At 62.9% G+C, this 15,295-nt stretch carries 13 protein-coding genes; 5 read left to right on the forward strand and 8 right to left on the reverse strand.

From position 1 onward, the window contains the following. Positions 1-38: 38 nt before the first annotated feature. From ACYG9V_RS19450 to ACYG9V_RS19470, 5 genes are read right to left on the reverse strand one after another with little or no spacing between them, the layout of a single operon-like run. A complete protein-coding gene (locus ACYG9V_RS19450) occupies positions 39-1,244 on the reverse strand; it encodes a molybdopterin molybdotransferase MoeA (RefSeq protein WP_023829633.1) in 1,206 nt (401 codons plus the stop codon). Further along, positions 1,245-1,727: a cyclic pyranopterin monophosphate synthase MoaC gene (gene moaC, locus ACYG9V_RS19455; RefSeq protein ID WP_023819950.1), complete on the reverse strand. Its 483-nt coding sequence runs from the start codon at positions 1,725-1,727 to the stop codon at positions 1,245-1,247. Positions 1,728-1,729: 2 nt separating this feature from the next. Next, positions 1,730-2,542, reverse strand: a complete 813-nt coding sequence (gene trpC, locus ACYG9V_RS19460; protein ID WP_023688562.1) for an indole-3-glycerol phosphate synthase TrpC — start codon at positions 2,540-2,542, stop codon at positions 1,730-1,732. A 3-nt stretch (positions 2,543-2,545) separates the two neighbouring features. After that, positions 2,546-3,556 carry an anthranilate phosphoribosyltransferase gene (gene trpD / locus ACYG9V_RS19465; protein WP_023819951.1) on the reverse strand — a complete coding sequence of 337 codons (1,011 nt, stop codon included), beginning with the start codon at positions 3,554-3,556 and terminating at the stop codon, positions 2,546-2,548. 31 nt (positions 3,557-3,587) lie between these two features. Further along, complete coding sequence (locus ACYG9V_RS19470; RefSeq protein ID WP_023738725.1) at positions 3,588-5,483, reverse strand: peptidylprolyl isomerase; 1,896 nt, start codon at positions 5,481-5,483, stop codon at positions 3,588-3,590. A 147-nt stretch (positions 5,484-5,630) separates the two neighbouring features. Here ACYG9V_RS19470 and tpiA point away from each other — a divergent pair, with 147 nt between their 5' ends. From tpiA to ACYG9V_RS19495, 5 genes are all read left to right on the forward strand, one after another. Continuing rightward, positions 5,631-6,401, forward strand: a complete 771-nt coding sequence (tpiA, locus tag ACYG9V_RS19475) for a triose-phosphate isomerase (RefSeq protein ID WP_023819952.1) — start codon at positions 5,631-5,633, stop codon at positions 6,399-6,401. 195 nt (positions 6,402-6,596) lie between these two features. Beyond that, positions 6,597-7,085, forward strand: a complete 489-nt coding sequence (secG, locus tag ACYG9V_RS19480) for a preprotein translocase subunit SecG (protein ID WP_023693455.1) — start codon at positions 6,597-6,599, stop codon at positions 7,083-7,085. Positions 7,086-7,286: 201 nt separating this feature from the next. Continuing rightward, positions 7,287-8,405 (forward strand): L,D-transpeptidase, encoded by a 1,119-nt coding sequence (locus tag ACYG9V_RS19485; protein ID WP_027049440.1) that lies wholly within the window; start codon positions 7,287-7,289, stop codon positions 8,403-8,405. A 163-nt stretch (positions 8,406-8,568) separates the two neighbouring features. Next, positions 8,569-10,197 carry a CTP synthase gene (locus ACYG9V_RS19490; protein ID WP_023672693.1) on the forward strand — a complete coding sequence of 543 codons (1,629 nt, stop codon included), beginning with the start codon at positions 8,569-8,571 and terminating at the stop codon, positions 10,195-10,197. A 24-nt stretch (positions 10,198-10,221) separates the two neighbouring features. Then, positions 10,222-10,758: a DUF1697 domain-containing protein gene (locus ACYG9V_RS19495; protein WP_023832095.1), complete on the forward strand. Its 537-nt coding sequence runs from the start codon at positions 10,222-10,224 to the stop codon at positions 10,756-10,758. A gap of 193 nt (positions 10,759-10,951) precedes the next feature. Here the strand turns inward: ACYG9V_RS19495 and ACYG9V_RS19500 are convergent, their stop codons facing one another. The 3 genes from ACYG9V_RS19500 to ACYG9V_RS19510 form a co-directional block, all read right to left on the reverse strand. After that, complete coding sequence (locus tag ACYG9V_RS19500) at positions 10,952-12,409, reverse strand: NCS1 family nucleobase:cation symporter-1 (RefSeq protein WP_023688556.1); 1,458 nt, start codon at positions 12,407-12,409, stop codon at positions 10,952-10,954. Between the two features lie 200 nt (positions 12,410-12,609). Then, entirely contained in the window at positions 12,610-13,398 is a 789-nt protein-coding gene (otsB, locus tag ACYG9V_RS19505; protein WP_352763495.1) for a trehalose-phosphatase, read from the reverse strand. Beyond that, a complete protein-coding gene (locus tag ACYG9V_RS19510) occupies positions 13,395-15,176 on the reverse strand; it encodes an alpha,alpha-trehalose-phosphate synthase (UDP-forming) (RefSeq protein WP_352763493.1) in 1,782 nt (593 codons plus the stop codon). Before ACYG9V_RS19510 ends, otsB begins: the two co-directional genes overlap by 4 nt. Positions 15,177-15,295 lie beyond the last annotated feature (119 nt).

Here is a 15,295-nt window from a genome sequence, read left to right on the forward strand (position 1 = left end):
TCTTATCTCTTGGAATTAACGGCTTGGATCCGCGACCTTCAGCGCAACATCAGAACGCTGCAAGCGGCGCCTGCTTCTGCCGCCGGAGCGAAGGGCTCGCGCACGATCAGGCCGTTGGCGTCGGCCAGCATTCTCAGCATCGAGGAATCCTGGATGCCGAACGGCGTCGCCACCAATGCGCCGGCTTCTTCCCGGACCACGGCGCGCACATAGTCTTGCCTTAGATCATTGGCCGGCATCGCGGCGCCAAGCTGAGCCTGGCGGATGTCCTGCCGGTGGGGACGGCCGCCGAGCTGCGCCAACAGCGGCTTCAGGAACAATTGCGAGCAGACCAGGCTCGCCACCGGATTGCCGGGCAGGCCGATGCACCTGATATCGCCCAGCCGCCCGAACATCAGCGGCTTGCCCGGGCGCATGGCGAGCTTCCAGAAGTCGAGGTTCATGCCTTCGCCGGTCAGCACGTCATGGACGAGATCATGGTCGCCGACCGAGGCGCCGCCGAGCGTGACGATGACGTCGGCTTTCGCATCGACCGCCTTTTTCACCAGCGCCGCGATCGCTTCCTTGCGATCGGCCGCTATACCGAGATCGAGCGCGCGAGCGCCGACCGACTGCGCCACAGCAGCGACGCCATAGGCGTTGGACGAGATGATCTGGTCGGGGCCAGGTTCGCTGCCCGGTGGCAGCAATTCGTCGCCGGTGGCGATTATGGCGACCAGCGGCCGTTGCACCACGTTCAGCCGGGAATGATTGGCCGACGCCGCCAGCGACAATGCAGCCGGATCGAGCACGCGGCCTTTTTCCAGCAGCACGTCGCCTTGCGCAAAATCCAGTCCAAGGCGGCGGATATTGCGGTTCTTCGCCGTCGGTTCGGTGACCTCGATCCGGCTACCGCCGAGATCGCGGACATTTTCCTGGATGACGATGGTGTCTGCGCCTTCAGGCAGCGGCGCGCCGGTGAAGACGCGCACGGCCTCGGATTTACCAACTGTGCCGTCAAAGCGGCGCCCTGCGGGCGCCATGCCGATCACCGAAAGCCGCGCCGGAGCGGACGCCACATCCTGCGCCCGTGCGGCATAGCCGTCCATGGCAGATGCATTGAAAGGCGGCTGGGTACGCAGCGCCACGACCGGCTCCACCAGCACCCGGCCGGCCGCATCCGCCAGCGCGACGCTTTCACCGGGCAACGCCACAGCGCCGTCGAGGAGGCGTTGAAGCGCCTCGGCGACCGGAACCAGCACCATTTACGAACCCGCCTTGTAGTCGCCGGACTTGCCGCCGGTCTTTTCCACCAGCTTTATACCGGAAATCACCATGGCGCGGTCGACCGCCTTGGCCATGTCGTAAATGGTCAGGCACGCGACAGATGCCGCGGTCAGCGCCTCCATCTCGACCCCGGTCTTGCCGGTGACGCGGGCAAGCGCGGTGACCCTGAGGCCGGGCAGCGTGGTGTCCGGTTCGATGTCGACCGACACCTTGGTCAAAAGCAGCGGATGGCAGAGCGGAATCAGCTCATGCGTCTTCTTGGCCGCCATGATGCCGGCAATGCGCGCGGTACCCAGCACATCGCCCTTCTTGGCGTCGCCGTCGAGGATCATCTTCAGGGTTTCGGCCCGCATCGAGACAAAGCCCTCGGCGACCGCCGTGCGCGTCGTCTCCGCCTTGTCGCCGACATCGACCATGTTGGCCTCGCCCTTGGCGCCGAGATGGGTGAGGGCGGCTGCCATCCTCAGATGGCCTCTGCCTTCGCCTTGCCTGTCAAAAGCAGCCGCGTTGCCGCAGCGACATCCTCTTGCCGCATCAGGCTCTCGCCGACGAGGAAGGTGCTGATGCCGGTCTTTTGCATCCTGAAGCAATCGTCGTGGGTGAAAATGCCGCTCTCGCTGACCAGCAATCGGCCGCCCGGCACCATCGACGCCAGCCGTTCCGAGGTCTCGAGGCTGGTCTCGAATGTTCTCAGATTGCGGTTGTTGATGCCGATCAGCTGCGACGAGAGTTTTACCGCGCGCTGCGTCTCGGCCTCGTCATGCACCTCGATCAGCGCGTCCATGCCGAGTTCGAACGCGGTCGCTTCCAATTCGCTCGCCAAGGCATCATCGACGCTGGCCATGATGATCAGGATGGCATCGGCGCCCCATGCGCGAGCCTCGTAGACCTGGTAAGGGTCGAACAGGAAATCCTTGCGCAGCGCGGGCAGGGACACTGCCTTGCGTGCATTGGTGAGAAATTCCGGCGCGCCCTGGAAGGATGGCGCATCGGTCAGCACCGAAAGACAGGCGGCACCGCCTTTCTCATAGGCCTGCGCCAGTGCGGGCGGGTCGAAATCGGCACGGATCAAGCCTTTGGAAGGGCTTGCCTTTTTGATCTCGGCGATCAGGCCGAAGCTGCCCGATCTGCGCTTCGCCTCAAGCGCCCTCAGAAAGCCACGCGGTGCGTCGGCATCCTTGGCTCGCGCCTTGATCTCGGCCAACGGTATCCGCGCCTTCGCCGCCGCGATCTCGTCGCGTTTGTAGGCCTCGATCTTGCGCAGAATGTCAGCCACGGCTCATCCGTTCGAAATCTCGACCAGCCTGTCGAGCACGCCCAGCGCCCGGCCGCTGTCGATGGCCTGTGTGGCCGCGGCCATGCCGTCGGCAAGCGTCGTCGCCTTGCCGGCTACCACCATGCCGGCGCCGGCATTCATCAGCACCGTATCGCGATAGGCGCCGGCAGCACCGCCCAGCATGTCGCGCAACGCCTTGGCATTGTAGGCGGCATCGCCGCCGCGCAGCTCGTCCTTGCTGTGGCGCTGCAGGCCGACCGCTTCCGGGGTGAGCGTGAAATGACGGATCTCGCCACCGGCCAGTTCCGCAACCACAGTCTCGCCGGTGGTAGTGATCTCGTCATAGCCGTCGCCATGGACGACCCAGGCATGCTCGGTGCCCAGCGCCTTCAATGTCTCGGCCACCGGCACGATCCATTCCGGCAGGAACACGCCGACCATCTGCCTGCTGACGCCGGCCGGATTGGACAGCGGTCCGAGCAGGTTGAAGATGGTGCGCGTGCCGAGCTCGACGCGGGTCGGGCCGACATGCTTCATCGCCGGGTGGTGCGCAGGTGCGAACATGAAGCCGACGCCGGCATCCTGGATGCAGCGGCCGATTACCTCTGGTGGGATATCGATCTTGACGCCGAGCGCGACCAGCACATCGGCAGCGCCCGTCAGCGACGACAGGCCCCGATTGCCGTGCTTGGCGACCGGCACGCCGCAGCCAGCAATGACGAAGGCCGAAGCGGTCGAGATGTTGACTGAATGCGAATTGTCGCCGCCGGTGCCGACGATGTCGATTGCGCCCTCAGGAGCTTCGACGCGCAGCATCTTGGCACGCATGGTGGCGACGGCCCCGGAAATCTCGCTCACCGTCTCGCCGCGCACACGCAAGGCCATCAGGAAGCCGCCGATCTGGCCCGGCGTCGCGTCGCCAGACATGATGATGTCGAAAGCTTCGCGCGCTTCCTCGAAGGTAAGCCCGGTTCCCGTGGCGACCTTGGCGATATGGGTCTTCAGGGCGCTCATTCGGCCAAGACGTTCATTGGGCTAGGGCCATTCATTGGGCGAGGGCTTGGGCAACGGCGGCCTGGTCGACGCTGACGGCGTACTGCGTCTGCAACTGCGCCACCAACTGGTCGAGCAGATCGTCGGACATGCCTTGCGTGAAGGATTTTTGCGCATCGTCGGGTACCGAGCTGGCGTCGGCTCCGGCCGGCTCGAACACTTCGGCGACCTTGAACAGGATCTGGCCGTCGCCGGTGGGCGAGGGGATCAGCCCGGTGCCGCCTTCGCCGACGCCGAACATCGCAGCAGCACCCTCCTTGCCGAAATCGACATCGTCGGCCTCGCGCTTCACGCCGCGCTTGGTCTGCTTTTCAAGCTTCAGTTCGCCGGCGATGACGTCGAGTGTGGTGCCAGCCTTGAGGCGCTTGTCGAGTTCGTCTGCTTTCGCGGTCAGCCGCTTGGTCGTTTCCTCTGTCGTCCAGTCCGCCACCACGCGCTGGCGGACTTCGTCCAGCGTGCGGTCGCGAGCCGGCGTGATCGATGTCAGTTCATAGAACACGAAGCCGTTGTTAGGGGTGGTCAGGGCTTGATTCTCGGTGTTGGGCTCGGCCTCGAACACCGCCTTGATGAGGTCCGGCGATGCCGGCAGGTCCTTGATGATGGTGCCGTCCGGCTTGAGGCCGGTGCGGTCTATGGCCTCGACGGTAACGTCCTTGAGCTTGAGTTTGGCGGCGGCTTCGGCCAGCGTGCTGCCGGCGGCGCGGGTGTCTTCGTAATTGTCGTGCACGTCGAGCAGGATGCGGCTTGCTTCGCCAAGCGCCAGATCCTTGCGGATCTGGTCTGACACTTCGGCCAGCGGCTTCACCGTTTCCGGTTTGATCTCGGTAACGCGCAAAAGCACCGGACCGAACGCGCCCTGGACGACCGGGCTGACTTCGTTGACGGCAAGCGCGAATGCGGCATCGGCGACCGCCTTGTCGGTGATCTTATCCTTGGAGAGCGTGCCGAGCAGCGTGTCGGCCGGGGTCTTGCCCTGCGCGGTGACGATCTTGTCGAAAGTGGCGCCCGTCTTCAGCGAATCGGATGCCGCCTTGGCGGCGTCCGCGGAAGGAAACACCAGCTGTTCGATGGTGCGCATTTCCGGCGTGGTGTAGCGGCCCTTGTTCTTGTTGTAGTCGTCGCTGACCTGCTGGTCCGTTACGGCGCTGACATCCATGATGTCTTCGGGCTCGAGCCGGACATAGGAGAATTTGCGGTATTCTGGCGCCGCGTAGGTTTTCTTGTTGGCCTCGAAATAAGCCTGAAGCACGCTGTCGGATGGCGCCTCGATCGGCTCCACCAACGCCTTTGGCAAGATCAGATAGTCGATGGTGCGGTCTTCGCCGCGATAGAGCGCAACTGCCTTGAAGAAGGTATCCGGAGCCTTGAGCCCGTCCGAAACCGCTTCGACGATCTGCTGGCGCACCGCCACCTGAGCCCGGTTCTTCAGATAATCCTCCGGCCGCATTCCCAGTTCGCGCAGGCGGGATTCGAACAGCCGGCGGTCGAACTGGCCATTCGGGCCCTGGAAGGCGGGTTCCTGCCGCGTCAGTTCGGCCAGCCTGTCCTTGGAGAAGCCAAGCCCGAGCTTGCGCGCCTGTTCGTCGAGGACGGCGCCGGACACCAACTGAGCCAGCACCTGGTTGTCGATGCCATAGGCCTTGGCCTGGTCGCGGCTGATGCGCTGGCCGATCTGCTGTTGCAGCATGGCGATCTGGCGATCGTAGGCGAGGCGGTATTCGGTGATCGACACGGTGGTGCTGCCGGCGGTGATCACCGCATGATGGCCAGCCAGGAAGCCGCCCGTCATCCGCGTGGTGACGCCCCAGGCAAGGAAACTCAACACCAGCAGCGACAGCAGGGCTTTCGCGACCCAGGTCCCTGCCGCGCTTCTCAATATACCAAGCATTGTTACTTCCGATTTTTGCGCAGTTTTGCGTGCGCCCGAGTCTGAAACAAGCGCAATAGCGCCCTTCCGGCTCACTGTCGATTGCTTTGTGGCCTGATTTTGATAGGGAGGGCGAGACCCCAATGTCGCCCGGAGAACCAGATCCCCATGACGCCAGGAATTCGACCGCTCGTTGCCGGCAACTGGAAAATGAACGGCACCAGCGCTTCGCTGAACGAGCTCAGGATGATCGGCAACGGCTTCATGAGCGGGCTCGACGCAGAGACCGAAGCATTGGTCTGCGTGCCGGCGACCTTGCTGTCGCGCGCCGTCGAAATCCTGTCGCGCACGCCGGTGCGGGCCGGTGGCGAGGACTGCCACATCAAGGAAAGCGGCGCCTTCACCGGCTGTGTCTCAGCCGAGATGCTGAAGGATGCGGGCGCCAGCCACGTCATTGTCGGCCATTCCGAGTGCCGCGAACAGCGCAGCGAGGACGATGCCATCGTCCTCGCCAAGGCCTCGGCGGCGTGGCGGGCAGGGCTCGTCGCCATCATCTGCATCGGCGAGACCAAGGCCGAGCGCGAAGCGGGCACAGCACTCGACGTGTTATCGCGCCAGGTCGCCGGCTCGGTGCCACCGAGCGCAACGCCCGCCAACACCGTTATCGCCTACGAGCCGGTATGGGCTATCGGCACCGGCCTGACGCCGACCGCCGAAGACGTGGCGGAGGCGCACGCACATATCCGCCAAAAACTGGCGGAAGCGCTCGGCGCAGTCGTGGCCGGCAAGATGCGCATTCTCTATGGCGGCTCGGTCAAGGCGTCCAACGCAGTCGAACTGCTGGGCGTCAAAAACGTCGACGGCGCGCTGGTTGGCGGCGCCAGCTTGAAGGCATCCGACTTTCTCGCCATCGCCGAGGCATACCAGAATATCGCGTAGGCCCCGGAATTTCGTTGCCGACAGTTCCGTCATCGACTTATGAACGCGGCAGTTCGGCGGAAATCGTTGCAAAGGGCGCATTGCTTCCCATATTCCGGCCACGGGCTTGGAAATGCCGTTAAAGCATTGTATGGAGCCGCCTCCAAATCACCGGCCCTGATCGCCAGGGAGCGGCAGGGCTTGCCAGGATAAAATATGGAAACCGTACTGATCGTCATCCACCTCATGGTCGTGCTCGCCCTTGTCGGCGTGGTGCTGCTGCAACGCTCCGAAGGCGGTGGTCTCGGCATTGGCGGCGGTTCCGGTTTCATGACCGCGCGTGGCGCCGCCAATGCGCTGACGCGGGCGACGGCGATCCTGGCCGCGGCCTTCTTCGTGACGTCGCTGACACTCTCTATCGTTGCCCGCTATGGCGAAAAACCGATCGACATTCTCGATCGCGTGCCGGCCGACAGCGGCAACGGCGTGCTCAATCAGTTGCCCGGCACGACGGCGCCGACGCCGCCTTCGGGCAACACCGCACCGGCCGCGCCCGCGGCCAACGGCGCCGCCACCACGCCGCCCGCCACCACGGCCCCGGCGACGGCTCCATCTCCGGCGACGCCACCTGCAACCGATTCGGCTACGCCGCCGGCTACCAATGGCGTTACCTTGCCGGTGACACCGCAGGTTCCGAACCAGTAGTCGGTAGCGTCAGATGCCGCGATCTGTTGTTGTTTCAACACAGTCGCGGCAAATGGCACACGATCACGAAGATTCGACCGCACCCCGTGCTTGAGGCCCGTACGCCACTTCGATTATAGATTGCCGGCGGCACTTTCTGCGCCCTTGGGGGGCGCCGGGCGACGCCGTGGGCAACAAGCATTGAACGATCGGATCTTCGCCATGCAGCTTCGCAGCTTCATTTTCATGGGGTTTTGTGCCGTATTCGGCATGAGCTCCGCGGCCTTCGCCGGCACTCCGGCAATGACCTCACCGCAGGCGGTTGGCAAAACCGCTGTCATCAACGTCGCCGCCAAGAGCGATGCGACGCAGCTGAAGCTTCTCAAGAAGAAGAAAAACCCGAGCCCGGATGATCTGGCTCAGATCAGCAAGCTCGAAGACAAGATCGCCGCCGACAGGGATCTCGCCCGCGTCAAGGCGCTCGAGGCCCGCAAGCTGGCGATGCGCGATGCGGCGAAAGCCAGGGCCGATGCCCAGCGCCAAGCGTTCCTGGCAAGCAAGGGCAAGCCGGTCGTGGTTGCCGACGCCAAGCCAGGCAAGAAGACCACCAAGATCATCGCTCCGGTTGACCCGATCGCGCCGATCGAGCCGATCGAATCGGCTGAACCGCTTCCGGCCGAAGCGATGAATATCGCGCTGACCGGCAACAATGGCGAATTGCGCAGCGAGGCCCCGGGCCAGAAGCCGACGAGCGGCGGACTGTTCGCCGGCCTGTTCGGCGGCACGTCCTCTGCCTCGTCGATTGCCTATCTCCCCGAAACGCGCGCGCTCGACCAGGCTCTCGCCAAGCGGCAAGCCAAGAAGCAGTTCAAGGTGAAGCCGGAATTCGTGCCGCAGGACGTCGAATTCAGCGGCTATGAGCCGGGTACGATCGTCATCGATACCAGCGCGCGCCGCCTCTACCTCGTCGAATCGGCTTTCACCGCCCGCCGCTATGCGATCGCGGTCGGCCGCGAAGGCCTGCAGTTCAAGGGCAAGGTTGCCGTTGGCGACAAGCAGGAATGGCCGCGCTGGATCCCGACGCTCGACATGCAGAAGCGCGAACCCAAGCATTATGGCCAGTACAAGGACGGCATGCCCGGCGGCGGCCAGAACCCGCTCGGCGCCCGCGCCATTTATCTCTACGACGGCAAGAAGGACACGCATCTGCGCATCCACGGCACCATCGCGCCGCAGTCGATCGGAACCAGCGCCTCCAATGGCTGCTTCCGCATGATCAACGAGCACGTCATGGACCTCTACAGCCGCGTCAGGGTCGGCACCAAGGTCGTCATCATCTGACGCTTTCACAAACCTGCCGAAAGGGCCGGCTTTTGCCGGCCCTTTTGTTTTGACCAAAACACCAGTCTCGAACCTCGGGACTATCGCGCCTTCTCTTGAAAAAGCCTCAGCGGCGGTTTTTTCTCTGGCGGAATCAATTCGGCCGCGTTAAGCGATAACTCCCATGGCGCGATATGTATTCATCACAGGCGGCGTGGTTTCCTCACTAGGAAAAGGCATCGCTGCAGCGGCCCTTGGGGCTCTCTTGCAGGCGCGAGGCTATCGCGCACGCATCAAAAAGCTCGATCCCTATCTCAATGTCGATCCCGGAACGATGTCGCCTTACCAGCATGGCGAGGTTTTCGTCACCGATGACGGCGCCGAGACCGATCTCGATCTTGGCCATTACGAGCGCTTCACCGGCCGCTCGGCCAACCAGCAGGACAACATCACCACCGGCCGCATCTACAAGAACATCATCGAGCGCGAACGGCGCGGCGACTATCTCGGCGCCACCGTGCAGGTCATTCCGCATGTCACCGACGAGATCAAGAATTTCGTGCTCGACGGCAATGACGACTATGATTTCGTGCTGTGCGAGATCGGCGGCACGGTTGGCGATATCGAGGCGATGCCGTTTCTCGAGGCTATCCGCCAGCTCGGCAACGATCTGCCGCGCAACAACGCCGTCTATGTCCACCTGACCTTGATGCCTTACATCCCGACGGCTGGCGAGCTGAAGACCAAGCCGACCCAGCATTCGGTCAAGGAACTGCGCGGCATCGGCATCGCGCCCGATATCCTGCTGGTCCGCGCCGACCGCGCCATCCCCAAGGAAGAGCGCAGAAAACTGTCGCTGTTCTGCAATGTGCGCGAAAGTGCCGTCATCCAGGCGCTCGACGTGCCCCACATCTATGACGTGCCGATGGCTTACCACAAGGAAGGGCTCGATTCGGAAGTGCTGGCCGCCTTCGGTATCGATCCGGCGCCGAAGCCGCGCATGGAGCCTTGGCAGGCCGTGTCCAACCGCATCCACAATCCGGAGGGCGAGGTGACGATTGCCATCGTCGGCAAATACACCGGCCTCAAGGATGCCTACAAATCGCTGATCGAGGCTTTGTCGCATGGCGGCATGGCCAACCGCGTCAAGGTCAAGCTCGACTGGATCGAGAGCGAGATTTTCGAGAAGGAAGACCCCACGCCGTGGCTGGAAAAGGTGCATGGCATCCTGGTGCCCGGCGGCTTCGGCGAGCGCGGCTCGGAAGGCAAGATCCTGGCGGCGAAATTCGCCCGCGAGCGCAAGGTGCCGTATTTCGGCATCTGCTTCGGCATGCAGATGGCCTGCATCGAGGCGGCGCGCTCGCTGGCCGGCGTCGAACACGCCTCGTCGACCGAATTCGGTCCGACGGACGAGCCCGTCGTCGGCCTAATGACCGAATGGCTGAAAGGCAACATGCTGGAGAAGCGCCGCGAAACGGGCGATCTCGGCGGCACCATGCGGCTTGGCGCCTATCAGGCCGAACTCGCCAAGGGTTCGAAGATCGCCGACATCTATGGCGACACCCAGATTTCCGAGCGCCATCGCCATCGCTACGAGGTCAACATCGACTACAAGGAGCGGCTTGAGGATTGCGGCTTGGTGTTTGCCGGCATGTCGCCCGACGGCGTGCTGCCGGAAACCGTCGAATATCCCGACCATCCCTGGTTTATCGGCGTCCAGTATCACCCGGAGCTGAAGAGCCGGCCGCTTGAGCCGCATCCGCTGTTCGCCAGCTTCATCTCGGCCGCGGTGGACCAGTCGCGGCTGGTCTAGGGCCACGGTGAGGTTTCGCAGCTGATGCAGACCTATGTTGCGCTGCTCTACAGCATCATCCTCGGCGAAGGCCGCCGGGTCGTCATGGCCGACCTCAAGGCGATGGCTGAACACCTTGGGCTGAAGAACCCGCGCACCCTGGTGGCGACCGGTAATCTGGTCTTCGAGACACGGGCGACTGGCATCGCCAAGCTGGAACAGCGGCTGGAAACGGCCTTCGAAAAAACCTTCGGCCGCAATGTCGTCATCATCGTGCGCACTGCCGAGGATTGGCTGAAACTTGCCGCCGGCAACCCATTCCCGGCCGACTCTGCCGAGGCAGGCGATCAGGTGGCCGTGCGGGTGATGCGCGAGCCAGCGCCAGCGGATGGTGTGGCCGCGCTCCAGGCCTATGCCGCTGAGGACGAGAAGGTGGCTTCGGTCGACGGTGACATCTGGGTCGTCTTTTCGCGCCAGCGGCCAAGCTCGCGGCTGCTCGCTGCCATGAACCACAAGCGCATGGGCATCGGCACCGCACGCAACTGGAACACGGTGCGGAGGTTGGCTGAGATGGTGGAGTAGGGAGTAGGGAGTAGGGATTAGGGAGTAGGGAGTAGGGAGTAGGGAGTAGGGAGTAGGGAGTAGGGAGTAGGGAGTAGGGAGTAGGGAGTAGGGAGTAGGGAGTAGGGAGTAGGGAGTAGGGAGTAGGGGTATTATTCCCTACTGACTACTGACTACTGACTACTGACTACTGACTACTCCCTATCCCTCAATTTCACGCCTTCGCCGTCCTGGCCCCTGCGCCAAGGGCGGCGGTGCGAAGGACGTAGTAGATGACCCCTGCAATGCCGACGCCGAAAAACCAGCCATAAACGCCCCACCATGCCGGCAGCAAATTGGTGAAGTTCGGCAGGACCGAGGAGAAGATGGCGCCGATGCCGGCTGCTATGAAGGCGTTGACGTGCCAGCCGCCCTGGAAGCGGAACTCGCCATCTTCGCGGTACAGTGCCTCGACGTCGACCTCGCCCTTCCGGATCAGATAGTAGTCGACCATCATCACCCCGAAGATCGGCCCCATCGTCGCGCCGATGACGTTGACGAAAGATGCGGCACTGCCTTCCCACGGCGCGAAGGGATAGAGCACCAGCGCGATAACAGCTGCGATATAGCCGCCCTTCTTGAAGTCGATCTGCCGGGGAAAGACATTGGAGAAGTCGAAGGCCGGCGAGACGAAGTTTGCCACCACATTGATGCCGAGCGTCGCCACGGCAAAAGTCAGGGCTGCAAGCGCTGCCAGGAACCAGCTGTCGAATTTCGCCGAGATCTGGTCGGGATGCAGAAGCACTTCGCCATACACGTCGAAGGCAGCGATGGTGGTCACGCCGGCGACCAGCGAGAACAGGATGAGATTGATCGGCAGGCCCCAGATGTTGCCCTTGCGCAGCGATGCCTTGTCTGGGGCATAGCGGGCGAAATCGCAGAAATTGAGATAGAGCGCTGAGAAATAGGTGACCCAGATCGCCGCCACCGCAAACAGCGACGTCCAGGAGCCAGGGGTTCCGGGTACGCCGGCATCCTTTGTCTTGTCGAGCAGCACATCCATCGGGATGTCGCTGGTGAAGGCAAATCTCCCGGATTTTACACAGAGATAGATCGCCAGGATCAACATCATCACCCACACCGCCGGTCCGGCCCAATCCTGGAAGCGGCGCACCGTTTCCATGCCGTTCTGGATGATCAGCAATTGCAGTGCCCAGATGACCACAAAACAGATCACTTCCAGACCCGTGTGGCCGAGGAAATGCGTGTTGGCGTTGAAATCGGCGAACCATTGCGAGCGGATCAGCAACGCCACGATCGCGCCCGATGCCGCCGCCGTCTGCGCGCCGTACCAGAAGCAGGCGACGATGGCGCGCACCAGGGCCGGAATGTTGGCGCCCCAGATGCCGAAGGAGGCGCGCGCCAGCACGGGGTAGGGCACGCCGGTCTTCACGCCGGCATAGCCGACCATGTTCATCAGCGCGTAGATGATCAGCGAACCGATGCCGATGGCGATGATGAAATTGACGAAGCCGCCGCAAAACAGGAACAGGCTTGCGGCGAGATAATAGCCCCAGAGGCTGTGGACGTCCGACGTCCAGACGTTGAAGATCGAGAACGGCCCCCAGTTTCGGACTTTGGCCGGAGCCAGATCCTCATTGTATAGATCAGGTGATGCGCCTTGTATGGTCACTGCGATGTCCTCCCCTTGATGCCGCACGCGCCCTCACGCGTCGACTGCGCAGGTTATGCCTGACGCAGGGGAACCGGCAAGCAATCCATTTGCCGGCTTTGGCCTTAAAGATATTCAATGAGAACAGCGCTTATCGATCGGCTTTTGGCGAAGGTCGGCGCAAACGCGGCGATCTTGATTCGATCCGCAGGCGGCAGCGATCAGGACGCTTTGCGGTTGAGGGCCGGTGATGCGTCGAAATTGGCGGCAAGCCAAGCTATCGCGCAGGTGACATCATCGAGCCTGTATTGGGCCACGGTCGGCCCACGCGGCTTGACCCGGATCGAGATGCCGCCGGCCTCGTTGATCGCCTCGAAACCGTTTTCGTCGGCGGTGTCGTCGCCGAGAAAGACCGGCCGCCGTCCGGCAAAGGGCGGGATTGCCATGAAACGCCGCACGGCAGCGCCCTTGGCCGCTTCGAGCGGCATGAGTTCGACGCCGGCGTTGCCCGGGATAACCCGATAGCCCTTGGGAAGCTCGGTCAATGCCTGTTCGGCAAGATGCGTTGCCCTGGCCAGCAGATGCGGCGCCGCACGCGTATGGATGGCGAGGATCGGACCCTTGCGCTCGATATGAACAAGGCCGTCATCCAGTTCGGCTTCGATGGCGTCGGCAAGGGCAGCTATATCGGCGGGAGCATCGGCGGTAAAGACCGGGCCGTCCGGCGTCAGCCGGTGTTCCAGCCCATAGAGACCGGCAACACGCAGCTTCAACGGATGAAACAGGCGGTCGGCGCCTTCGACCGAGCGGCCGGTGATAAAGGCGACAGCGCCGTCCAGCCGTTCATCGACGATGCCGAGGAGGTTGCGCAGTTCGTCGCTCACGGACACGGCGTCGGGGTGCGCCGCGTGCTCCAGCAACGTGCCGTCGATATCGAGGAAAAGCGCCCATTGTCCTTCCGGCAGGTCGGGTGCGGTTGGCAGGCCCGGTGCTTTCGACAGGCTATTCATGACGCCACCTTCCGCATGCGGTCGAACAGTGAGACGATGTTGCTGCCGGTGTTTGCGGGCCGCTCGGCGACACTTGTCGCTCTTTCGAGGTCGCCGCGTTTCCGCAGGCGCGCCGCATCGAGAAGCATGCTGCCGGCCCAGCGAAAGACATTGTTGTCGCGCACTATTTCGCGCATCGGGCGCATGCGCTCGCGTTGTTCGTCCGGTGACATGGTCAGCGCCTGCAGCAACACCTGGCTCATCATCGCCGCGTCGTAAGGATTGACGATCAGTGCTTCCAGCAGTTCGCGCGACGCGCCGGCAAACGTGCTGAGCAACAGCACGCCCTGTTCGTCGTCACGCGCGGCGACGAATTCCTTGGCTACGAGGTTCATGCCGTCATGCAGGCTGGTGACCATGCAGATGTCGGCGGCGCGATAGATCTCATAGATCTGTTGCTGCGAATGGTGCTCAGCCACCATGACCACGGGCTTGTAGCCGTCATGACCGTAGCGCTGGTTGAGCTCGTTGGCATAACGCAGGCATTCATCGTGCAATTGCTGGTAGGCCGGCAGCGTGCCGCGGCTTGGGGCAGCAATCTGCAGGAACACTACCTTGCCGATCCACTCGGGGTGGCGCGTAAACAATTCGTCCAGCGCATGGAAGCGGTCGAGGATGCCCTTGGTGTAGTCCAGGCGCTCGACGCCGACGCACAGCTTGACGTCCGCCGACAGGCCGAACCGCTCACGCAGGCGGGCGCGGCTTTCCTCGACCGGTGGCAGTTTGGCCAGGAGTTCGGCCGGCCATTCGATGGAGATGGGATAGGCGTGCACCAGGGTCGTCCGCCCGCCATACGAGATCGCGGCGTCGGCGCGCTCGATGCGGCTTTCCAGGAACCGGTCTACGCTTTCAGTGAAGTTATTGGCATGAAACTGGGTGTGAAAGCCGATGATCGAGCTCCCGAGCAGTCCATCAAGAACGCGTTCGCGCCATGGGCAGATGCTGAACACTTCGGAGTTCGGCCACGGGATGTGCCAGAAGGTGATGATGATCGCCTCCGGCAGGCGCTCGCGGATCATGCGCGGCAGGAGCGCGAAATGGTAATCCTGAACCAGCACGATCGGCCGCTCATTGCGCGCCTCGGCAACCACCATATCGGCGAATTTGCGGTTGACGGCCTCATAGGCCTCCCAGTCCGAGGCACGGAAGACCGGCCGGGTGAAGGCGATATGGCAGAGCGGCCAAAGCCCTTCATTGGCAAAGCCGAGATAGTAGCCCTGATATTCGTCGTCGCTCAGCCACACGCGGCGCAGCGTATAGGACGGATTGTCCGGCGGCACCTGAACCCGATCGTTGCTATCGACCGTCAGACGATCCGCCGTTCCGCCGCCATAGGCGATCCAGGTGCCGCTGCAGGCGCGGGTGATAGGCTCAAGCGCCGACACCAGGCCGCTGGCCGGCACCAGAAGCTCGACGCCGTCGTCCTTGATGTTGTGGATATAGGGTTCTCGGTTCGAGACGACGATGACCTGCGCGTCCGGCAGGTCGTCGGCAAGTATCTTGCGCAAGGTGTCGGGCGACCAGTTCACCAGCGCCGCGTCGGGAGATTGTCCATTCTTCTCGAACTCCCGCAAAACCTTGCGCGTCGCTTCCGATGCGACGTCCTCGCCGGCAGTCGGTGCAACCGTCAAGCTATGGCTACGACGTTGCCTGGAGATCGATAACAGAACGGCTAGAATCGAAAGGCCAAGGCTTGCAAAGATCAAGACCCAGAGCAGGGCCATGCCATAATCAGTCATTCCAATTCCAACTCAATTTTGGCCGTCAGGGCCTTTTTCTTCATGGTTCCATTTGAGTGTTCGCAGCCGACGATCGCCCGTGAGAACCTGTGTTTTTCGCAACGCACAAACCCTGGGTT

The sequence above is a fragment of the Mesorhizobium sp. W016 genome, assembly GCF_054719485.1.